Origin of the sequence: Acinetobacter sp. AOR14_HL, assembly GCF_027855175.1 — a bacterium.
Classification (GTDB): domain Bacteria; phylum Pseudomonadota; class Gammaproteobacteria; order Pseudomonadales; family Moraxellaceae; genus Acinetobacter; species Acinetobacter calcoaceticus.
The window spans coordinates 71,438-92,659 of record NZ_JAKTII010000004.1 but is presented as its reverse complement, the minus strand read 5'-3'; the positions used below and the strand labels follow the sequence as shown (position 1 = coordinate 92,659).

At 39.2% G+C, this 21,222-nt stretch carries 17 protein-coding genes; 9 read left to right on the top strand and 8 right to left on the bottom strand.

Annotated features, from left to right (window positions below; translation table 11 throughout):
• Position 1 precedes the first annotated feature (1 nt).
• From prmC to MKL38_RS04475, 3 genes are all read right to left on the bottom strand, one after another.
• Positions 2-817: a peptide chain release factor N(5)-glutamine methyltransferase gene (gene prmC, locus MKL38_RS04485; protein ID WP_270902643.1), complete on the bottom strand. Its 816-nt coding sequence runs from the start codon at positions 815-817 to the stop codon at positions 2-4.
• A complete protein-coding gene (prfA, locus tag MKL38_RS04480) occupies positions 817-1,905 on the bottom strand; it encodes a peptide chain release factor 1 (RefSeq protein WP_005039633.1) in 1,089 nt (362 codons plus the stop codon). The genes prmC and prfA overlap by 1 nt, the downstream gene beginning before the upstream one ends.
• 288 nt (positions 1,906-2,193) lie before the next feature.
• A complete protein-coding gene (locus MKL38_RS04475) occupies positions 2,194-3,033 on the bottom strand; it encodes a type 1 glutamine amidotransferase domain-containing protein (protein WP_270902720.1) in 840 nt (279 codons plus the stop codon).
• Positions 3,034-3,152: 119 nt separating this feature from the next.
• On the opposite strand from MKL38_RS04475, the gene MKL38_RS04470 reads away from it, so the two are divergent.
• The 5 genes from MKL38_RS04470 to MKL38_RS04450 all read left to right on the top strand — a co-directional run bounded on the left by MKL38_RS04470 (position 3,153) and on the right by MKL38_RS04450 (position 7,267).
• Positions 3,153-4,055, top strand: coding sequence for a LysR family transcriptional regulator (locus MKL38_RS04470; protein ID WP_270902642.1), 903 nt, complete (start codon positions 3,153-3,155; stop codon positions 4,053-4,055).
• A 195-nt stretch (positions 4,056-4,250) separates the two neighbouring features.
• The gene (locus MKL38_RS04465) at positions 4,251-4,670 is read left to right on the top strand and encodes a glycine zipper domain-containing protein (RefSeq protein ID WP_005039626.1); all 420 of its coding nucleotides are present in this window, start codon (positions 4,251-4,253) and stop codon (positions 4,668-4,670) included.
• 237 nt (positions 4,671-4,907) lie between these two features.
• Positions 4,908-5,417: a hypothetical protein gene (locus MKL38_RS04460; RefSeq protein ID WP_005039624.1), complete on the top strand. Its 510-nt coding sequence runs from the start codon at positions 4,908-4,910 to the stop codon at positions 5,415-5,417.
• A gap of 133 nt (positions 5,418-5,550) precedes the next feature.
• Positions 5,551-6,555: an LLM class flavin-dependent oxidoreductase gene (locus MKL38_RS04455; RefSeq protein WP_080027404.1), complete on the top strand. Its 1,005-nt coding sequence runs from the start codon at positions 5,551-5,553 to the stop codon at positions 6,553-6,555.
• A 148-nt stretch (positions 6,556-6,703) separates the two neighbouring features.
• Positions 6,704-7,267 (top strand): flavoprotein, encoded by a 564-nt coding sequence (locus MKL38_RS04450; RefSeq protein WP_270902641.1) that lies wholly within the window; start codon positions 6,704-6,706, stop codon positions 7,265-7,267.
• A gap of 38 nt (positions 7,268-7,305) precedes the next feature.
• Here MKL38_RS04450 and pgaD read toward each other — a convergent pair whose 3' ends face one another.
• The 5 genes from pgaD to ppsR form a co-directional block, all read right to left on the bottom strand.
• Complete coding sequence (pgaD, locus tag MKL38_RS04445) at positions 7,306-7,764, bottom strand: poly-beta-1,6-N-acetyl-D-glucosamine biosynthesis protein PgaD (protein WP_270902640.1); 459 nt, start codon at positions 7,762-7,764, stop codon at positions 7,306-7,308.
• Positions 7,761-9,008, bottom strand: a complete 1,248-nt coding sequence (gene pgaC, locus MKL38_RS04440) for a poly-beta-1,6-N-acetyl-D-glucosamine synthase (protein ID WP_270902639.1) — start codon at positions 9,006-9,008, stop codon at positions 7,761-7,763. Before pgaC ends, pgaD begins: the two co-directional genes overlap by 4 nt.
• Positions 9,008-10,834, bottom strand: coding sequence for a poly-beta-1,6-N-acetyl-D-glucosamine N-deacetylase PgaB (gene pgaB / locus MKL38_RS04435; protein WP_270902638.1), 1,827 nt, complete (start codon positions 10,832-10,834; stop codon positions 9,008-9,010). Before pgaB ends, pgaC begins: the two co-directional genes overlap by 1 nt.
• Complete coding sequence (gene pgaA, locus MKL38_RS04430; RefSeq protein ID WP_270902637.1) at positions 10,834-13,275, bottom strand: poly-beta-1,6 N-acetyl-D-glucosamine export porin PgaA; 2,442 nt, start codon at positions 13,273-13,275, stop codon at positions 10,834-10,836. The genes pgaB and pgaA overlap by 1 nt, the downstream gene beginning before the upstream one ends.
• 387 nt (positions 13,276-13,662) lie before the next feature.
• Positions 13,663-14,499 carry a posphoenolpyruvate synthetase regulatory kinase/phosphorylase PpsR gene (gene ppsR / locus MKL38_RS04425; RefSeq protein ID WP_003652470.1) on the bottom strand — a complete coding sequence of 279 codons (837 nt, stop codon included), beginning with the start codon at positions 14,497-14,499 and terminating at the stop codon, positions 13,663-13,665.
• A gap of 147 nt (positions 14,500-14,646) precedes the next feature.
• Here ppsR and ppsA point away from each other — a divergent pair, with 147 nt between their 5' ends.
• The 4 genes from ppsA to cyoB all read left to right on the top strand — a co-directional run bounded on the left by ppsA (position 14,647) and on the right by cyoB (position 21,218).
• Entirely contained in the window at positions 14,647-17,034 is a 2,388-nt protein-coding gene (ppsA, locus tag MKL38_RS04420; RefSeq protein WP_171066174.1) for a phosphoenolpyruvate synthase, read from the top strand.
• Positions 17,035-17,098: 64 nt separating this feature from the next.
• Positions 17,099-17,854 carry an RDD family protein gene (locus MKL38_RS04415; protein WP_270902636.1) on the top strand — a complete coding sequence of 252 codons (756 nt, stop codon included), beginning with the start codon at positions 17,099-17,101 and terminating at the stop codon, positions 17,852-17,854.
• A gap of 316 nt (positions 17,855-18,170) precedes the next feature.
• Positions 18,171-19,223 (top strand): ubiquinol oxidase subunit II, encoded by a 1,053-nt coding sequence (cyoA, locus tag MKL38_RS04410; RefSeq protein WP_270902635.1) that lies wholly within the window; start codon positions 18,171-18,173, stop codon positions 19,221-19,223.
• Between the two features lie 3 nt (positions 19,224-19,226).
• Positions 19,227-21,218 (top strand): cytochrome o ubiquinol oxidase subunit I, encoded by a 1,992-nt coding sequence (gene cyoB, locus MKL38_RS04405; RefSeq protein WP_005039596.1) that lies wholly within the window; start codon positions 19,227-19,229, stop codon positions 21,216-21,218.
• The last annotated feature ends 4 nt before the right edge of the window (positions 21,219-21,222 follow it).

Genomic DNA, 21,222 nt, shown 5'->3' with positions numbered 1-21,222 from the left:
TTTAAATCCAGCACGCCAAAGTGACTCGATCATTTTGGCCGTAGTCTTGAATGGTTTTAATTTCACTAAAACCATGCTCAGCAAATATATTTCGAACGGCCTGTCCCTGATCATAACCATGTTCAAGTGCAATCCAACCTTGTGGTTTTAACCAGTTTTTTCCTTGAGTAATAATAATTTCAATATCAGCTAGACCCTGCTGATCTGCGACCAATGCACGGCGTGGTTCTGTTGCCAATGCCTGCATGTGTTCATCTTCAGGGTCAATGTATGGCGGATTAGAAACAATTAAATCAAAATTCTGTGGTTCCAGTGCATCAAACCAAGCACCGCAAGCAAATTTTACTTGTTGTAATCCATGGGTTTGCGCATTCTCTTTTGCAACTTCTAAAGTAGGTGCATAAATATCAGTTGCCGTTACTTGCCAATCTGGGCGTTCACTCGCTAATGCAAGTGCAATCGCACCTGTGCCTGTTCCCAAATCAACAATATTCGCATTCTTTGGCAAATTTAGATTTAAAACGGTTTCAACCAAAACTTCGGTATCAGGTCGTGGCACTAAAGTATCGGAAGTCACTTTTAAGTCGAGTGTCCAAAATGGCTGTGAACCTGTTACATAAGCTAAAGGTTCACCATTTTGAATACGCTCAAGCCCAGCCAAGTAGTCTTGCTCTTGTTGGGCAGTTAACTCTTGCTCAAGTTTAAACTTTAATTCAAGCGAATTGATTTTTAGAAAATGCTCAAGTAACCAAGCATTTTCCTGCCGTTCATAACTGTCAGGCTCACCCCGAATTGCAAGCGCTTGAGCAATGTTCATTAGCCGCCATTTTCCTGAGCAAGCATTGCAAGCTGATCTGCTTGATATTCACGATGCAAGCTATCAAGTAATTCAGTTAAATCACCTTCCATAATGGCATCTAACTTATATAAAGTGAGGTTAATACGGTGGTCAGTCATACGACCTTGTGGGTAGTTATAAGTACGAATACGTTCAGAACGGTCACCAGACCCTACTAAGTCACGGCGCATTTCAGAAGTCGCTGCATCCGCCGCCGCACGTTTTGCATTTTCTAAACGCGATACCAAAAGAGCCATCGCTTTGGCTTTGTTTTTATGCTGTGAACGTTCTTCTTGGCACTCAACTACTGTACCTGTTGGAATGTGGGTAATACGCACTGCCGAATCAGTTTTGTTAATGTGCTGACCACCTGCGCCAGATGCACGGTAAGTATCAATACGCAAATCTGCTGGGTTAATCTCGACGTTGGTATCAACATCAATTTCAGGCAAGATTGCAACTGTACAAGCAGAAGTATGAACACGACCTTGTGACTCAGTCGCTGGAACACGTTGCACACGATGCGCACCACTTTCAAACTTCAAGCGGCCATACACACCATCGCCATCTACACGGCAAATGACTTCCTTAAAGCCGCCATGCTCACCTTCATTTTCAGAAAGTACTTCTATACGCCAATTTTGTGTCTCGGCATATTTACTGTACATGCGGAATAAATCGCCAGAGAAAATTGCAGCCTCATCACCACCCGTTCCGGCGCGAATTTCTAAATAAGCTGCATTAGAATCATTTGGATCTTTTGGAATCATCAAAATATTGAGCTGGCTTTCTAACTCTCCAAGCAACTCTTTATTCGCTTGAATTTCTTCTTCTGCCATATCTTTAAAGTCAGGGTCAGACTTCATCATTTCAGCAGTTTCAATATCTTCTTCTGCTTGACGGTATTTGCCCCAAACTTCGGTAATTTCAGATAAATCACTATGTTCACGAGACAATTTACGGAAACGTTTGTTATCGGAGATGACTTCCACATCTGCAAGCAACGCGGTAAGTTCTTCATGTCGATCACAGAGTTGATCAAGTCGTAAACGGAGTGACGCTTTCATAAGAGGAAATATCTCAAAAGTCCAAAAAGCTTATCGAACGCTATGTAAATAAGATAAGCAAAATCGTAAAAATAGCGCATAGTTTACAGATTATGCCGCTCAAATGACATATATAATCAGCCAATTCATCAACTTTCACAGTAAGTGGCAACTTATAAATATAATGATTTCAGATGAGATTTATTTACTCGCCTATAATTTAGCTTTTTTATAGAAATTAATACGTCACCTTTTTCATCCAATCCGGCAATAGAGGCTTTATTCATAAAACCTCTTTACCATTTCTATTTATTTTAATTTTTCTAATAATGTTTTACCCACCAGAACAGCCGAGGCTGGATTTTTTCCCGTAATAAGTTCACGATCCACCACTACATTTGGAGTCCAAGCATTCGTATTACTTTGATATTTACCACCAATTGACTGTAATGCCGTTTGTGGATAGAACTTCATTTCACCACCTTTTAACAAAGCCTTTGCTTGTTCTTCTTCTTGGTTACTAATCACAGTCATCCGATAGTTCTTATAAATCCACTCTCCAGTTTTTACGGTTTTGCCTTGTTCAAGTTGCTGAACGACTTCAGAAGCATCCGGTAAAGTAGACATCAATGCAATAGGGCCATGGCAAACCAGCGCTGTAGGTTTTCTAGCTTTATGAAAAGCTGTCAGAACTTTCCCAAGTTGTTTATCTTTTAATAGATCTTGCATAGGTGCATGTCCACCTGGAATATAAATAGCATCAAACTGATCAATACCAATTTGCTCAATACGCGACAGACTCAAAACTGGAGAATCTTGAGGCGACGTTAACTTAAGGTCATGCAATAAGCCTGCGTACTGCTTTAATGCCTTTTCGTCTTGATTAAAGTACATCACACTATTTGATGACTCATCTAAGGTTGGGGCTTTCCCTTTTGGTGTAGCAAAAGTTACTGTGTGCCCAGCATCTAAAAGCATTTTTGTAGGCTGCATCAACTCATTTAAATAAAAGCCTGTTTTAAAAATATGACCATTTTTCAGCTCTAACTGCCCTTCATCAGACAATACAACTAATACATGAGCAGCATTTGCACTTAATGCTGCTGAAGCGGTCACTACTGCAAGCATTATTTTATTTAGAGATTTCATCATTCAACCTTCATTCCAGCCTTGTGCTGGATTTATAACTAGGATGGATATATTCTATTTTTGCCAGCAAGGTAGAAAAACAACCACATTTACAAATCTTTTTTGCGTTTGAGGACAAAATGTCTCGTCAATTTGACCATCTAGCCGATGTTGAAGTGTTTTTAATTGTGGCTGAAAAGCTTTCTATTAGTGCAACTGCAATTCATTTGTCTACCACACCTTCAGTCATTAGTAGAACAATTACACGGCTAGAGAAAAAGTTGGGTATCCAGTTTTTTAGAAGGACCACTCGTCATTTAAGCTTGACTGAAGCAGGTCAACTTTATTATGAGAAAATGCAGCACGCCTTTCAGCTAATCGACCATGCAGAACGTGTGGTTCAAGGTGAACAACTGCAAATTTCAGGAAAAATCAAATTAAGCGTTCCTACAACTTATGGACACTATCGCTTACCACCTTTATTAGAAAAATTTCTTTTGCAATATCCAGACATTCAAATTGAAATCAGCATCTCTAATCGCAATGTTGATTTAATTGCTGAAGGTTTTGATTTAGCTATTCGCCAAGGCCATCTTCCTAATAGCTCTCTTGTAGCCAGACCGCTCGAACTGGCTCCGCTTCAACTTGTTGCTTCACCTAATTATTTAAAACGTATGGGTATTCCTCAAAGCTTAGAAGAATTAAATCATCACCAATGTATTGCCTTTGAATTACCTAGCAGTGGTAAGGTCATTCCATGGTTCTTTAAAGATATAGATCAAGAAATTCAGTGGACACCAACAAATCGGATTCTAGTAAAAGAAGATATTTTAGGCGTAGTTTCTCTTGCTGAAAGTGGATTAGGGATATGTCAGAGTTACAGCTTTATTGTTAATGAAAAAATTCGACAAGGAAAATTACAACCTTTACTTGAGGCTTATGCAGGTCACACACGTCCCTTCTCTTTACTGTATGCACAACATAAACATATGTCTTCTGCTACAAGAGCTTTGATCAATTTTCTCTGTTCAGATGGCGAATAATGAACTCATTAAAACTAAATGAGACTCATATTTATCTATATGAGTATTAAACATTCTATTTTAATAGAAAACATACAAACCTGACACTAAACTACAATAATGAATTGATGGTTCTCCATATTTTAAGAAACGTGTTTTGTTACATTTGCCGTAACAAAAGATATAGGGTCCTGCTGCTAAGGACACGGAGTAAAAATGAAATTAAATGCTTGGTTATGTAGCGCTGTTTTAGCAACTTCTATGGTTACTGTAGCTCATGCTGACAATACAACACATGTAGCAGCCGCTTCTGCTTTAGGCAGTGTCGCTGGTACTGCAATTGGTAAAAGTATGGGTGGTACATCTGGCGCAACAATTGGTGCTGCTTTAGGTGGTGCTGGTGGTGCAGCAGTTGCAAGTGACCGTCGTCACCGTACAGAATCTGCAATTGGCGGTGGTTTAGGTGGTGGTGCTGGTTATACCGTTGGTAGAAGCATGGGCGGTACAAATGGTGGTTACGTTGGCGCTGCGTTAGGTGCTGCGGGTGGTTCTGCTCTAGGTAATAAGATTTCTAAAGACCGCGATGCTGACAGATCTTCTAAACATTGGAAGAAAAAACACCGTCGTCATCACTAATCAAATTTGATGAAACGTCACTAAGCACCTTCGGGTGCTTTTTTATTAGGATCAATAAATATTCACCAAATCTCTTTTGCTCAGGATTTATCCACAAATTAATAGAAACAATACAAACAGACACAAAACTAGCGTATCGCCTTTGGGGTTCTCCATAATTATCACGAAATTTTTGATTACATTTATCTCAAGATAAAAATACTGTCCTTCTCAGTAAAAAGGACATGGAGCTGCAAGATGAAAATGAATATTTGGTTAGCTAGTGCATTAATTGCAACATCGTCTATGGTGACGGTTGCACATGCGGATAATGGTACGCGTGTTGCTGCAACCTCTGCGTTAGGTAGTGTTGTTGGTACAGCAATTGGTAAAAGCATGGGTGGTACAACAGGCGCTACGATTGGTGCTGCTTTAGGTGGTGCTGGTGGTGCAGCCGCAGCGAGTGATCGTCGTAATCGTACAGAAGCTGCAATTGGCGGTGCTTTAGGTGGTGGTGCTGGTTATACAGTCGGTAAAAATATGGGTGGTACCAACGGTGGTTACATCGGTGCTGCGGTAGGTGCTGCGGGTGGTTCAGCGCTAGGTCGTAAAGTTTCTGAAGATCGTGACTACAATGATCGCTATGATCGTGGTAGTCGTTATGATCGAGATGATCGTAGATATGACGATGGCGACCGTCGTTACTATAAAGGTGGTCATCGCCGTCATGACAATGGTTTACATCGCGGCTGGTACAAAAACCGCTAATTCATATATGAATCAAAAGAGCACCTTCGGGTGCTTTTTTATTGAGAGATAAAACCTAATATCGAAAAAAAACGATATACATTAATCCCTATATATCGTAGTATTTCGATATACCCTTATTCGAGAATATCGCATGCGATCACTTCAAGATACCAAGTTTTCAATTTTGGAACTTGCTCCTATTCGTAATGATAAAACCATCGAATTTTCGTTACGTCACGCATTAGAATTAGCACAACATGCAGAGAAACTAGGTTATGAACGTTTCTGGCTTGCAGAACATCACAACATGGATGGAATCGCGAGCTCTGCTACGGCTGTCTTACTCGGTTTTATTGCAGCACATACACAGCATATTCGTTTAGGTTCAGGCGGAATTATGCTTCCTAACCATGCTCCTTTAGTTGTCGCAGAACAATTTGGAACACTTGCTACTTTATATCCAAATCGTATTGAACTGGGTTTAGGGCGTGCTCCTGGTACAGATCAACTCACCATGCGAGCTTTACGTCGTGGGCATCAAGAAACAGAAGATCAATTTCCAAGAGATGTTGTCGAAATCCTAAAATATTTTGATGTACCGCAAGCTGGACAAAAAATTATTGCAACGCCAGGGCAAAATACACATGTGCCTGTTTGGTTACTTGGGTCTAGCCTTTTTAGTGCGCAATTGGCTGCAAAACTTGGTCTACCCTACTCATTTGCGTCGCATTTTGCACCACGTATGTTAGGTCAAGCGATTCAGCTCTATCGAGAGAACTTTGAGCCTTCTGCTTATTTAGATAAACCTTACGTTTCTATGGGTGTACCTGTTGTTGTAGCAGAGACTGATGAAGAAGCACAGTTTTTAGCAACCAGTGCATACCAACGTGTATTAGGCTTAATTCGTGGTGAAAGCTTAAAGCTGAAACCACCAGTTGAATCAATGCAGGGACTCTGGAATACAGCAGAAGAGCTTTCCGTTGAAAACTTCTATGCAATGGCACAGATTGGCTCGGTTGAGACTGTTCGCACTGGTTTACAAAAACTTTTAACGACATACGATGTTGATGAGTTTATTTTTACATGTGATATATACGACACAGCGAAGCGTCTAGACAGTTTTACGCAACTCATGAATGTAAAAACAGAACATTAAAACTAGACTTGATTTTCCCATACTTGAATTGATTTCGAGTATGGGATGACCATCTATCTGAAAAGACTTTACCCCAACTTCCTGCTTGGTTATTTATATTAAAACGATAAAAACATCATGATTGAAAAACCAAAAGGACTTTTGGAAAATGAGTATTAATATTAAAAATAACGCTTCAAAATCAGTAATTTTTCAAAATATGGCTCAAGATTTTGAAGACTTTGCTGGTCAAGTTATTCCGTCAACCTCAATTAAAGAGTTTGATTTTTCACATTCATCTGTCGCGATTATTGGTACAAATCAAGATACTGTGACCCATCTTGAAAAAATCTGCCAACAAGCAAAATTTGTGACTGTATTTCAAATTACACCTCACTTTATTTTGCCCCATAGTCAAATGGGCACACACAAGTTAATTACGCATCCACTCATTATTAAAAACCGGAGATTATTTAACAATCGTGTAAAAAGTCTTTTGGCCTTACGTTTTCTTGAGACTCAAGTAAATGAAACATGGCTTAAGCGCCTTTTAACACCCAATACGGCAACGACTAAAAAAGTATTTTTTAAATCTGATAGTTATTATGCTGCACTCCAAAAATCTAACTGTAAATTACAAACTTGGCCTATTGTTAAAGTTACCAATACATCAATTCAAAGCATGGATGGTGTAGAGCAACCCGTCGACATCATTATCAGAATAACTACATAAAAATAAAAAGCATGGCTTTAGGCCATGCTTTTTCTCATTTACTCATATTTTTGCAAATTGCCATGATCATCGTAATGCAAAATAATGCGTTGTTTCTTTTGCAATTCACTCAAGATCTCGGGACTAACCGAAAATTGGGCAGCTAGCAGTTCAACAGAACTATTCGGTGCTTTCGTCCGACGGTCTTCACCACTGAACCTAATCCAGTTATAACTCGCCCACAAAATTAAAATAAGCGCGCTAATCCCGATTAATAATGCTAAATGAAGTAAGGTCTTAACTTCTGATAAATGGTCGACCCAGACATAATCATAAATTAGGTGCCCTTCAAAAACCCATAAGAACACTGAAACCAATGGGAAAAGCAACCACATCAAACAAATCCACCCAATAGTTTGCAATGTATAGTTTGCTGTCTTATTTTTGACGTATTCTGGCTGGTCAATATATTCAGGGATATCTAAAATCTCTATATCCTTGTTTTCCTCATGTTTCATGGGTTATCTCCACGGAAGCCTCTATCTGGGCTTACCCAGCGAGCACGTTTCTTAGTGTTAAATAAAGTTTTTGGTACCGCAACAACACTTGTGAACAAAGTCAGTAGCCAGAAAAATAACGGATACCAAATGACCCAAAAATAATTTCTAAAAAAGCGGCTGCGGTCATAGCGTTGATCAATCCACAAACTCACCAAAAACTGTATCAGACATGTGCCGCCTAATATTACGCCGTACCACTGCGGCATCAGTGTTTTGATCTGCCATTGCAGAGGTAAGTCAACAAACAATCCCACAAAAAACAGAGTGAAGATCATAATCATCACATAAGACCAGATAATACTAACAAGAGCTTCAAGCATCACTGGCCACATACGACGTACGCGCAATTTGAACATTTGTGGAATATATTCTAAAAGAACCTCTACCCCACCTTGTGCCCAGCGAAGGCGCTGTTTCCATAAACCTTTAAATGTCTCGGGCATATAGATATAGCAAAGCGCTTGTGGAATATACTGAATATCCCAATGATCTAGCTGTAGCTTCCATGAAATATCAATATCTTCGGTAATTTTATCGTCTGACCAAAACCCGACTCGAACGAGCGCTGTTTTACGGAATGCGGCAATCACACCAGACACTGTAAAAATACGACCATATGTACGCTGGGCACGTTTAATTAAACCAATAATCGAAGAAAATTCGCCAACCTGTAATTTTCCTAAAATACTAGATCGGTTTAAAATTCGTGGATTACCCGTTACAGCACCAATTCGCGGGAAGTTAATAAATGGCTGCATTAACCAAAGTACAGCATGCGGATGCAATAGTGCATCGCCATCAATACAAACAAGATATTCGTATTTACTGACCAGTACTCCCGATCTTAAAGCTACAGCTTTACCCTGATTTTCAGCTAAGTGTACAACCCGAAGTCGTGAATCTTGCGCTGACAATTCATCGAGAATTTCAGCTGTTCTATCACTACTTCCGTCATTGACTGCAATCACTTCAAAATTAGGATATTTAGTTTGCAGTGCATAACGAATGGTTTGTCGTACCTGAGCTTCTTCGTTAAAACACGGAATAATGATACTGCACCCTTCGCTGGTTGGTTCGGGCAGCGTTTGTTCGCGGTATTCCCTTTTAAAAAAGAACCAAAGTCCTCCTACCATCCATGTCCAAGCCATGAGTAAAGGATATAAAAAGGCAAAAGCAAATAGAATATCGAGTAATACTCTCATTACTTTTTCCCCTCTACTAATCCAGCAAAAGGCTGATACATGACAGGGCTAGCATTCAGACTGACCGGATTATATAAATACTGATGTACATCTTTTGATTTTTCAAAACTATAGCCATCAATCCCGAACTTCTGAATCCCTGTTCGCTGAATCGAAAAGAGCCCTTGCTGTACTTCTTCCCAATTGGTCTTTGAAGCATTTTCTGGCAACACTAAAGTCAGCATAATTCTTTGCTTATCTTTTTCATCAAGCATGTTTAAAAGTGCTAATAACTGATTAAATTGCTTTTTCTTGCCAATCATGTCGAACTTCAAATTGACCAAATCATGTTGCGATAAAAGTGTTTTTAAAAGTGCTGGTAGATTTTCTACATGGTCTAGATCAGGAGTAAGCAATAAAATAAACTGCCCTTGGTTACTCATATTTAAATAAGGCTTTACAGCTTTTTTAGTAAGTTGGCTAAGTTGAGCAAGATGTTTTGATTGTTCAATACAGCTATTCTCTTGAGCGGTTACTGTTTGCATTTCGCAATTTAAAGATGTGCCCGCATTAAGCTGAATACCACTTAAATTACTATTTAAGCGTGCAATATCTTTTGCCAAATCTACTGCTAAAAATGGCTTATCTTTTTGAGGATAAGCAGGTAACTCTAATATTACCGCTTGGCCCGCACGAGTTTGAGCCTGCCATAAACTACGGTTTAAAATATCTTGTTGAACAGGCATTTTATCTGTAGGGAAATAAGCAACATCATATTGCCCATCTCCATCTTTATCTTCCAAAGGTTTTAAGATTAAGGCATTGTTTTTTAAGCTGTATAGTTTTGATAACAGCTGCCCTAATTTTTCATCTGTTTGGGTGTTTTGTAGCGCTGCTAACTGCTTTAAATCCATACTCACAAAGTGACGAGGCTGTTTAAATAAATCAGACTCTTCAAAATTTAAAATATTTAACATGCCTTCAGTGAGCTGTTCAGCGGTAGGATTGTTTATAACTAAGCTTCGTTTAAATGTTGAATCACTCACTCGATTCATACCATCACGACCCAAACTGAAAGAAAAATCAAAACCTGCCTGCTGTGCCAGTTTTTCCAGTTGCTCATTCACGGCGCCATAAGGCCAGATAATTGCTTTGGGATTAACACCGACTTCTTTTTTCAAAACTGCGTAAGATTTTTTCAAATCTTGCAAAATACGTTGTTGATATTCTGCATCCGTTTCATAACGTGATTGCGATTTTAAATATGCATACGAAGTCGCAGCAGGTTGCTCATTGCCTTGAGGATTGGCCAATATGCCATGATGTAAATCGTCACTATGGCTTGCAAACTCAGCTAAACCAGATGCTTGCATTTCACGAACTTGAGCCCAGTTCACCAAGTTACCTTGACCATAGGCTTCATAACCTGCCTGCGTATTGCCATTTATCCAACTGGTCGGAAGAGCAAAAACTGCCGGAATCTGATATTGCTTAAGTAATGGAAATACTCGGCTATAACTACTTAAAGCCCCATCATCAAAAGTAAGTAGAATAGAATTATGAGGCAATTCTTTACCTTGCTTACGAGCTTCCTCAATGTCTTTTAAACGAATCGGCTTCCAGTCAGATTGACTCAGCCAATCTAAAAACTGTGCCAGATTTTTTGTCTGAATCGCATAAACATCTCTGTCACCTTCCTTTAACACATCATCTCGCACATCATGAAAAGTTAAAGAAACCGTATGATTTTTTGGTAGTTCAGTTTCAATGCGGGCATGAGAAAATTGTACGGGTAATAATGTTGAAGCAAACACACAGCTCAACATTTTTGACATCATATTATTCATTAAAAACGCCCTTCAAATCCGAAAATACCGTAGGTATGCTGTTCATCATGACCATCGTATGGATGGTATTGCCAACCTATTCCATAATTAAGTTGCCAAGTCCGTGAGAGCTGCCATTGATGCTGATATTGCAGAGAGTATGTTGGTCTAGCCGAGTAATCTGCTTGTTTATAGAGTCCCACTCCAGCTTCAAAATGCTGCTTAAATGAGCGCTCATATTCTCGCCAAGTTACCCAGTCATGACTTAAATTTAACTCAGCACTGTAATGGTTGCTGGGGCTAAAGTAGGCAGTCTGATCTTGGCTATTGCTGCCATAAAATCCACGAACGGTCCCGTAGGTAATATGGTGCGGCGTATCAAATAATCGTTCGCGCCAAAAAGTCGAAAATTCTTGTTGTTTATTACCATCACTAATATCAGTTAGACCATAACTCGCCCCAATCTGACGTGACTCATCTTTTTGCCATGTCAAAGCAGCACGGTAAGCTTGTCCATCTTCACCAGCATCAATTGCCTGTAATGGAATATTAGCCTGACTGTCATATTGCAATTGATACTGCCAGTGGTCATTTAACCATTGCGACCAATCGAGACGAACACCTGCTTGTCCACCATCTGTACTTTGCGACAAAATTGCCGACAATGCCTTACGGTTTGCTTGCCACTCAGCCCCGACACCATAGCGTTGGTCATGCACATCACCAAAACGGTATTCTCCGTAACGATCTTGATGCCAAGCAAATAAACGATAATTATCTTTGATCCATGGACTATTAACACGGGTTTCCATTTCGCGGTCTTTTAAACCATTCTGACCACTCACAGAATCGCTACTACTATCTGCCTTACTTTGCCCCCAAGTTGTTGAGTGAGAAATTGTCGGTCTATTGCGGTCATCTAACTCTTTTCGACTTTTAATTACTCCACCATCTTCAGGGTAATACTCCAAAAGACTTTCAGTATTTTTACGCCATTCTGGAATATCTCCTAAAGCCTGAGCATTTTGCATCTGGTTAATTCGAGTATCTTTGGCAACAGGTGTTAAACCATTTAAACGAGAAATAGTTTGCTTGGACTGTAGAGGTTTATCTCTCCAACGCTCAACACGAGCCAGATTATTAATTAAACCTTCATTGGCAGGCGCAAGATCTACTTGTTTTTGAAAATGCTTTTCTGCTTGATCAAGATGATTTGCATAAGCTAAGTGCATGCCCTGTAAATTAATATAATCATCACGGTCGGAATGACTTGTTTTGTCTACACCTTTTGCCTGACTATATTTATACATCGGAACAAGTCGATCAACCTCACTCAAAAATTGTTCAGCTTGTTTATATTTTTCTTGCTCAATATATGAATAGTACAGTCCAGTATATACCGTCATATCTGGATAGTTTTTTTCCGTAAGCAAGGTTTTAAAGGCAAGTTCAGCTTGCTGTGGCTGTCTTTCAGCTAAATAACTATCAGCTATTGCATGACGAATATAGGCAGGTAGTTTTTCTAAAGGTATATTTAATTTAGTAAATTGATCCAAGACTGTACGAGTACGCCCACGGAAATCTAACGCATATATATAGTCATAATGAAATCTTAAATAATTAGGGTCTGACGGTTGAATCAAAGGCTGCATTTGCTCGCCTTGCTTCAATACAGCATCAAGTTCAGCAAAGCCTTCACTATCGGACATGCCTTCTCGATTCAAATATTTATAGCGAGCAATTGCATTATTTACACGTTGAGAAAACTCACTGACTTGTAGCCAGTGTTGTAACGATTCTATTTCTGCATTTTTATCGCTAGCAAACAATAACTGCTGTGCCTTGTTATAAGCCCCCACAGCCGCTAAGTCATAACTGTATTCTTGTAAAACTGCAAAAGACTTAGGCTGTTGCTTATATGCTTGTTCAATTGCAGATAAAGCATCTACAGGTAAATTGATAACACGATAGGCATAAGCTATTTGCACGAGTTGATCAGTCTTCAAATTTTTACTATTAACTTGTGCTAACTGTGCTTTGGCTTTTACAACATCCTGAGCTTCAGCATATAAAACTGCTAACAAAATCTGCCCATCAAGTGTTTTTTGAATATTAAATTTATTCGACCAATCAATCGCATTTTTAAAGTGTTTAAAATCACGAAAATTACGTATTAAAGGTAACTGTCCATATTGTGGAAAAGTAACCGGATTAATATTTGCTAAATGCTGAGAAAAAGTTACTAGATCATTTTTTTCATTTGACATTACAACTAAATAATCAGCTAGCAATTTTTGGTCATGCGGGTATTTATTTAGCAATTGATCCAGTTGAAATATTGCTTGGTGAGTTTGTCCAGTTTTATAAGTGTGAATAGCCTGCTCTCTCAATTCATCCACTTGAGCAGCATATAAATTGAGAGGCAAGATGTATACCAATGAAAAAACACATTTTTTTAGCATTTTGATAATCGGATAGTCCCATATCGAGGTGGGAAAGTATAATTAAAAACAAATAAATAATCACACAACATCAAAATAGTGTGATCTAGTTAACATTTTTGAAATATGGATTTTTTTTGATTGTTTTTTTAAAATATTTAGTAAAATTAAACAATTACCATTTTTCAGCACAATAAAATACATACACTTCTTTTCAATAGTATTATTTAAATTTACAAATGAGTTGCAAAAGAAGTACAGGTTTATAACCAATAAAAAACATTTAATAATGTTTGGTTTTATATTTAAAACTTTTATTTTTATTGTATTTATATTTTTAAAAACCACTCAATTTATTTATAAATTAATATACATAAATCGAATGGTTAAAATAAGCAGTTGATTAAATTAACCAATACGACGTTTTAATCCGGTCATCTGCAAAACACGCGTTGAAATTTCTTCAATCGACATTTCAGTCACGTTTAAATATTTAATCCCTTCTGAAATATAGATTCCTTCAATTGCTCTAAGTTCCATTTGGCATTGACTAAAACTTGCATAACGACTATTAGCTTTACGCTCACTACGAATCGCAACTAATCGCTCAGCATCAATCATTAAACCAAACAATTTATTACGATGTGGTCTTAGTACTGCTGGTAAACGGTTATCATCCAAATCTTCTTCTGTTAATGGATAGTTTGCAACACGAATACCGAATTGAAGCGATAAGTAAATAGAGGTCGGCGTTTTCCCCGAACGAGAAACTCCAATTAAGATTAAATCAGCTTTATCATAATGGCGAGTACGCGCTCCATCATCATTATCAAGCGCAAAATGAACAGCATCAATACGGGCCTTATAAGACTCAGAATCAGTCACGGCATGTGTCTGTCCAACCAATGTGGTGGGTGGCGTACCTAGTTCTTGTTCTAATTTACTGATTAAACCTTCAAATACATCAAGATTAACTGCTTTAGCAGTATTAATGATTTCTCGCACATGTGGATCAACTAAAGTATCAAATACTAAAGGCAGACAACCATCTTTGGTTTGACATCGATTAATCTCGACTACAATCTCCATTGCAGCCTCTTCGGTTGCAATATAAGGCATGATATGAATATCAAAATCTACATTGGGAAATTGTGCTAATAACGAATGTCCAAGAGTCTCTGCAGTAATTGCAGTTCCATCAGAAATAAAAAAAACGCTTCGCTTAAATTGTTTACTTTCTGACATTAAAATTCTCCTTAAACATTTGTCTTAGTACTATATAATCTTTATAGTAAACTGATCTTACATGACTGTCGCTTAGTATAATTCTCAACTAAGCACTTTATTTTTATAATTTCATGCCAAGATAGACATTAATACTGCAAAAGTGGAGTGAAAACTTTGGAAGCGCGCGTAATCGGTCTAGAAAAATTAGGGAAACACGATGTCGAACTCGTAGGTGGGAAAAACTCATCTTTGGGTGAAATGATCAGTCATTTATCAAATGCTGGTGTATCGGTACCAGGCGGTTTTGCAACTACTGCTGATGCCTATCGTGAGTTCTTAGATCAAAGCGGTCTTAACGCTCGAATTCAAGCAGAACTTGCTCAACTCAATGTTGATGATGTAAATGCTCTTGCAGAAACAGGTGCTAAAATTCGTCAATGGATTGTAGAGACTCCACTCACTGCAAGCCTAGAACAAGAAATTCGCGCCGCTTTTACAACACTTTCTAACGGCAACCCAGAAATCGCGGTTGCCGTTCGTTCATCTGCAACTGCTGAAGATTTACCAGATGCTTCATTCGCAGGTCAGCAAGAAACTTTCTTGAATATTCGCGGTATTGATAACGTTCTTATTGCGATTAAAGAAGTATTTGCTTCTTTATATAATGACCGTGCAATTTCTTACCGTGTACATCAAGGTTTTGACCATGACGTCGTTGCACTTTCTGCAGGCGTTCAGCGTATGGTTCGCTCTGAAACTGGCGCTGCGGGTGTAATGTTTACACTTGATACCGAGTCTGGTTTCCGCGAAGTTGTGTTTATTACCGCATCTTATGGTTTAGGTGAAATGGTTGTACAGGGTGCAGTTAACCCAGATGAATTTTACTTATCTAAACCACTATTAAATGCTGGTAGACATTCAGTTTTACGCCGCAACCTTGGTTCAAAACACCAGAAAATGATTTATGGTGAAGAAGGTTCTGCTGGTAAATCTGTTGTCGTTGTTGATGTTGAGAAACAAGAGCGCCAACAATTTGCTTTAAATGATCATGAGTTACAAGAACTAGCTAAACAAGCGCTTATTATTGAGCAGCACTACGGTGCGCCAATGGATATCGAATGGGCGAAAGATGGCGATGATGGTCAAATTTATATTGTTCAAGCTCGTCCTGAAACGGTAAAAAGCCGTCAAAATGTAGGCACAATGGAGCGCTATCTTCTTAAACAAAGAGGTACTGTTCTTTGTGAAGGTCGTTCAATTGGTCAACGTATTGGTTCTGGTAAAGTCCGCATCATTAGCTCAATTAAAGAAATGGACAAAGTTCAAGAAGGCGACGTTCTTGTATCAGATATGACCGACCCTGATTGGGAACCGGTAATGAAACGTGCCGCGGCAATTATTACTAACCGTGGTGGTCGTACATGTCACGCGGCAATTATTGCACGTGAACTTGGTGTACCTGCTATTGTCGGCTGTGGTAACGCAACAGAAGTATTGACTGACGGTCAAGAAGTAACAGTTTCTTGTGCTGAAGGTGATACTGGCTTCATTTACGAAGGTGCTTTAGATTTCGAAGTTCAACGCAACTCAATTGAATCTATGCCTAAGCTATCGTTCAAAATTATGATGAACGTAGGTAACCCTGACCGCGCGTTTGACTTTGCTCAAATTCCAAATGAAGGTATTGGTCTTGCTCGTCTTGAGTTCATTATTAACCGTATGATCGGCGTGCATCCTAAAGCCCTACTCAACATTGATAGCCTACCTCGTGAAACTCGTGCTGCGGTTCTAACTCGTACTGCGGGCTATGCTTCACCTGTAGATTTCTATGTTGAAAAATTGGTTGAAGGTATTGCAACTCTTGCTGCTGCATTCGGTGACAAGCCAGTTATCGTTCGTATGTCTGACTTCAAATCAAATGAATATGCAAACTTGATTGGCGGTAAGTTATACGAGCCTGAAGAAGAAAACCCAATGCTCGGTTTCCGTGGTGCAAGCCGTTATGTATCTGATAACTTCCGTGACTGTTTCGAATTAGAATGCCGTGCACTTAAGAAAGCTCGTGATGAAATGGGTCTAACCAATATTCAAATCATGATTCCTTTTGTACGTACTGTATCTGAAGCAAAACGCGTTATTGAGTTACTAGCACAAAATGGTTTGAGACGTGGTGAGAACGGCTTAAAAGTAATCATGATGTGTGAATTACCAACTAACGCCCTATTAGCTGAACAATTCCTAGAGCATTTCGATGGTTTCTCTATCGGTTCGAATGATTTAACTCAGTTAACGCTCGGTCTTGACCGTGACTCAGGTATTGTTTCGCATCTATTCGATGAACGTGATGCAGCAGTTAAAGCACTTCTTTCAATGGCAATCCATGCCTGCCGTAAAGCGGGTAAATATGTAGGTATCTGTGGTCAAGGTCCTTCAGATCATCCTGATCTTGCAAAGTGGTTAATGGAACAAGGTATTGAGTCTGTTTCTCTTAACCCAGACTCAGTTTTAGATACATGGTTCTTCCTTGCTGAAGAAAAAATCAAACAAATCTAATATGTTATAAAAAAAGGCCCATCCGTGGGTCTTTTTTCATCTTTAGAACAGAGAATTTTTATTTATGCAAATTTACTTGGCACGTAATAATCAACAAGCTGGGCCTTACACCTTAGAGCAAGTAAATCAAATGTTGGCTAGCCAACAAATTTTGTTAACTGATTTAGCTTGGCATGAAGGCATGACAGAATGGAAAGCTTTAGGAGAATTAACCCAAGGTAAACTTGTATATCAACCTATCGGTTATTCTGCACCTGTCATAAACACAAACAGCTCATCTAATGAAACGATTCGTCAAGTTCGTGTAGAGCCTAAAATTCACGAACTTGCCTCTATTCCATCTCGAGCTTTGGCAAAAATTATTGATTTATTGCTTTGGTTACCAATAGCTGCAATTCCTTCTTTTTTCTTTAATGAATCTCAGTATAAGCAATTATTTGAATTGCAAAAACAAATGCAATCAACTGAAGTTGCTTCAACTAAAGCAGCAGAACTACAACACCAGCTTTTCACTTTAATCCCTATAGAAGCTTGGCATTCTATGCTTGTTTACGTCGTAATCATGCTTGCAATTCAAGCCTTTCTTTTAACAAAGTTTGGACAAAGTATAGGTAAGAAAATTGTTGGAATTAAAATTGTAGATGCCGAAAGCAATGGTAAAGTTAATTTAACTCGCATCTTCTTATTAAGAAGTATTGTTTTCATCATACTCAACTTGTTGTTTATGCCTATTAGTACAATTATTGACTACGCTTTTGCATTAGGGCAAAAGAGACAGGCGCTACATGACAAAATTGCAAGAACAAAAGTGATCAAATGATAGTGAATGACTCATTCATTTAAGGTCTAAAAAAAAAGGAGGCACCCTGCCTCCTTTTTTCTATAGAGAGTTGATATTTAAATAAAAGCTCCATATAGATTCGATACCCTACAAAAAAAATCGGGTTTTAAAACAATTATTTCAGGCTACTTTATGTATAGCTTAGTTTGTCGATATGAGGCATAATGCCCTACAACGTAGCGGTGTCATATAATTGAGAAGTCTAAATTTAAGGATTAGCGTTCTCAATCATGCGACACTTTAATCGCTATCCCATATTTAATTAGGGAATGGGACTCTTCACCGAGGTTGTAAAATGAGACAAACGATTTTAGCTGTATTGTCTTTATCAACGCTTGCCGCACTTTTGACTGGGTGTGGTGGTGATATGGTACTTCTAAACTCTAAAGGTCCAGTTGGTCAAGGTCAAAGTGACCTTATGATGACTGCGATCTATTTAATGTTACTTGTGGTGATTCCTTCAATCATCATGGCATTATGGTTTGGTTGGAAATATCGCGCGTCAAATAAAGATGCAGACTATAAACCTACATGGGCACACTCAACTACAATTGAAGTTGTAGTATGGGGTATCCCTGTCATTATTATTGGTATTTTAGCTTGGTTAACTTGGTGGGGTTCCCACAAGTATGACCCATACCGTCCTTTAGAATCAGATAAAGCTCCTTTAACTATTCAAGTTGTTGCTGAACAGTTTAAGTGGATCTTCATTTATCCTGAACAAAACATTGCAACAGTTAACGAAGTACGTTTCCCTGAAAAAACTCCGTTAAGCTTTAAAATCACCTCTAACTTTACAATGAACTCATTCTTCATTCCACAGTTAGGCGGCCAGATTTATGCAATGGCAGGTATGCAAACTCACCTTCATTTGTTAGCAAATGAACCTGGTGTATATCGTGGTTTCTCTTCTAACTACTCAGGTTACGGTTTCTCTCAAATGCGTTTCAAGGCGCACAGTGTTACAGAGCAACAATTCAACGAATGGGTAGCAGCTGTTAAAGCAGGTAATGGTTCTACCATTAACCCAGAAGCAGTTCAAAAAACTACGCTTGACCAAGCTGAATTGGCAACCTTACGTGATGGTGACCGTTCTAAGCACCAAATCGAGCATTTAGTAAATCGTGCTAAAGCTGCTGGTGACGAAGAAGCGCTTGCTAAAGCTGAAGCTATGAAACCGTTCCCGACTAAGCCACACCCTGTGACTTATTACTCTTCAGTTGAACCAAAATTGTTTGAAACAATTATCAACCATTATATGAGTAACTATCATGGTGTTGACCACTCTGCTGCACATGCAACAGCTGACACTCATGCTGCAGCTGAACACGCTGCTCAAGGGGAATAAGACATGGATATGATTTTTGGTAAACTGGGTTGGGACTCTATCCCGACAGAGCCAATCGTGCTTGTCACCATGGTCCTTATGGCACTTGGTGCAATTGCTGTGCTTGGCGGTATCACCTATTTCAAAAAATGGGGATATTTGTGGAATGAGTGGTTTATTACGGTAGACCATAAAAAAATTGGTATCATGTACATTCTTGTATCTGTGGTCATGCTTTTGCGTGGTTTCGCCGATGCAATTATGATGCGTCTACAACTTTTCCTCGCTAAAGGCGGCGGCGAAGGTTATCTACATCCAGACCATTACGACCAGATCTTCACCGCACACGGTGTAATCATGATCTTCTTCGTAGCAATGGGTCTCGTTGTTGGTATGATGAACATCTCTGTACCTTTACAGATTGGTGCTCGTGACGTTGCATTCCCATTATTGAACTCGTTAAGCTTCTGGTTATTCGCTGGTGCTGCTGGTTTGATGATGCTTTCACTTGTATTAGGTGAATTTGCTGCGACTGGTTGGATGGCTTACCCTCCTCTGTCTGGCATTCAATATTCTCCTGGTGTAGGTGTTGACTACTATATCTGGGCACTTCAGGTTTCTGGTCTAGGTACGCTTTTATCTGGTGTTAACTTCTTCGTTACCATCATCAAAATGCGTGCACCTGGCATGAAATTGATGGATATGCCTATTTTTACGTGGACTTCACTTTGTACGGCTGTATTAATCATTGCATCGTTCCCTGTATTAACAGGTACACTTGCAATGTTAACTCTAGACCGTTACTTCGGTTTCCATTTCTTCACAAATGAGCTTGGCGGTAGCCCAATGCTTTATGTGAACTTGATCTGGACATGGGGTCACCCTGAAGTATATATCTTGGTATTACCAGCATTTGGTCTATACTCAGAAATCGTTGCAACCTTCTCTCGTAAAGCGTTGTTCGGTTATAAGTCTATGGTGTATGCAACTATCGCGATTACTGTTCTTGCGTTCGTTGTATGGCTTCACCACTTCTTTACCATGGGTGCTGGTGCGAACGTTAATGCGTTCTTCGGTATCATGACCATGGTTATTGCGATTCCTACTGGTGTGAAAATCTTCTCTTGGTTATTCACTATGTATAAAGGTCGCATCACCTTTACTACTCCAATGTTATGGACGCTTGGCTTCCTTATAACATTTGGTATTGGTGGTTTAACTGGTGTACTTATGGCTGTTCCACCTGCGGACTTCCTTGTACACAACTCATTATTCTTGATCGCTCACTTCCATAACGTAATTATCGGTGGTGTGGTGTTTGGTATGTTTGCCGGCATCATTTACTACTGGCCAAAAATGTTTGGTTGGAAGCTCAATGAAGCATGGGGTAAAGCTGCGTTCTGGTTCTGGTTCTTCGGTTTCTATTTTGCATTCATGCCACTTTATATCCTTGGTTTCATGGGTATGACTCGTCGTTTGAATACATATGACAACCCAGAATGGGATCCTTACCTTGCAATTGCATTATTTGGTGCTGTTCTCGTTGCGATTGGTATTGCATGTTTCTTAATGCAAATCATTGTTGGTTTCTTACAACGCAAAGACAACATGGACCTTACAGGCGATCCATGGGATGCACGTACGCTTGAATGGGCAACTTCTTCCCCTGCTCCGTTCTATAACTTTGCGCATGAACCAGATGCAAGCGGTATTGACCGTTTCTGGACTGACAAAGAAAATGGTGTAGCATACGCACGCAACACTAAATATGAAGACATCCACATGCCGACTGATCGTGCTGCTGGTTTTGTCATTGCAATGTTCATTACGATCCTTGGCTTTGCACTCATTTGGCATATTTGGTGGCTTGTTGTTGTTTCATTCGTTTCAGCTGTTGTTAGCTTGATCGTAAGCTCATTCACTAAGAATGTTGATTACTACGTTCCAGCTGCTGAAGTTGAGCGTATTGAAAACGAACGCTATGCTTTACTTGAAAAACACTTGAAGAAGGACTAAGGAA

What these genes read in the sequence shown, in the direction of transcription:
- prmC (WP_270902643.1), bottom strand. Translation starts at nt 817, where the DNA reads ATGAACATTGCTCAAGCGCTTGCAATTCGGGGTGAGCCTGACAGTTAT.
- MKL38_RS04455 (WP_080027404.1), top strand. Translation starts at nt 5,551, where the DNA reads ATGCGATCACTTCAAGATACCAAGTTTTCAATTTTGGAACTTGCTCCT.
- MKL38_RS04415 (WP_270902636.1), top strand. Translation starts at nt 17,099, where the DNA reads ATGCAAATTTACTTGGCACGTAATAATCAACAAGCTGGGCCTTACACC.
- MKL38_RS04465 (WP_005039626.1), top strand. Translation starts at nt 4,251, where the DNA reads ATGAAATTAAATGCTTGGTTATGTAGCGCTGTTTTAGCAACTTCTATG.
- MKL38_RS04450 (WP_270902641.1), top strand. Translation starts at nt 6,704, where the DNA reads ATGAGTATTAATATTAAAAATAACGCTTCAAAATCAGTAATTTTTCAA.
- cyoA (WP_270902635.1), top strand. Translation starts at nt 18,171, where the DNA reads ATGAGACAAACGATTTTAGCTGTATTGTCTTTATCAACGCTTGCCGCA.
- pgaA (WP_270902637.1), bottom strand. Translation starts at nt 13,275, where the DNA reads ATGCTAAAAAAATGTGTTTTTTCATTGGTATACATCTTGCCTCTCAAT.
- pgaB (WP_270902638.1), bottom strand. Translation starts at nt 10,834, where the DNA reads ATGAATAATATGATGTCAAAAATGTTGAGCTGTGTGTTTGCTTCAACA.
- MKL38_RS04460 (WP_005039624.1), top strand. Translation starts at nt 4,908, where the DNA reads ATGAAAATGAATATTTGGTTAGCTAGTGCATTAATTGCAACATCGTCT.
- prfA (WP_005039633.1), bottom strand. Translation starts at nt 1,905, where the DNA reads ATGAAAGCGTCACTCCGTTTACGACTTGATCAACTCTGTGATCGACAT.
- MKL38_RS04470 (WP_270902642.1), top strand. Translation starts at nt 3,153, where the DNA reads ATGTCTCGTCAATTTGACCATCTAGCCGATGTTGAAGTGTTTTTAATT.
- ppsR (WP_003652470.1), bottom strand. Translation starts at nt 14,499, where the DNA reads ATGTCAGAAAGTAAACAATTTAAGCGAAGCGTTTTTTTTATTTCTGAT.
- cyoB (WP_005039596.1), top strand. Translation starts at nt 19,227, where the DNA reads ATGGATATGATTTTTGGTAAACTGGGTTGGGACTCTATCCCGACAGAG.
- pgaC (WP_270902639.1), bottom strand. Translation starts at nt 9,008, where the DNA reads ATGAGAGTATTACTCGATATTCTATTTGCTTTTGCCTTTTTATATCCT.
- pgaD (WP_270902640.1), bottom strand. Translation starts at nt 7,764, where the DNA reads ATGAAACATGAGGAAAACAAGGATATAGAGATTTTAGATATCCCTGAA.
- MKL38_RS04475 (WP_270902720.1), bottom strand. Translation starts at nt 3,033, where the DNA reads ATGAAATCTCTAAATAAAATAATGCTTGCAGTAGTGACCGCTTCAGCA.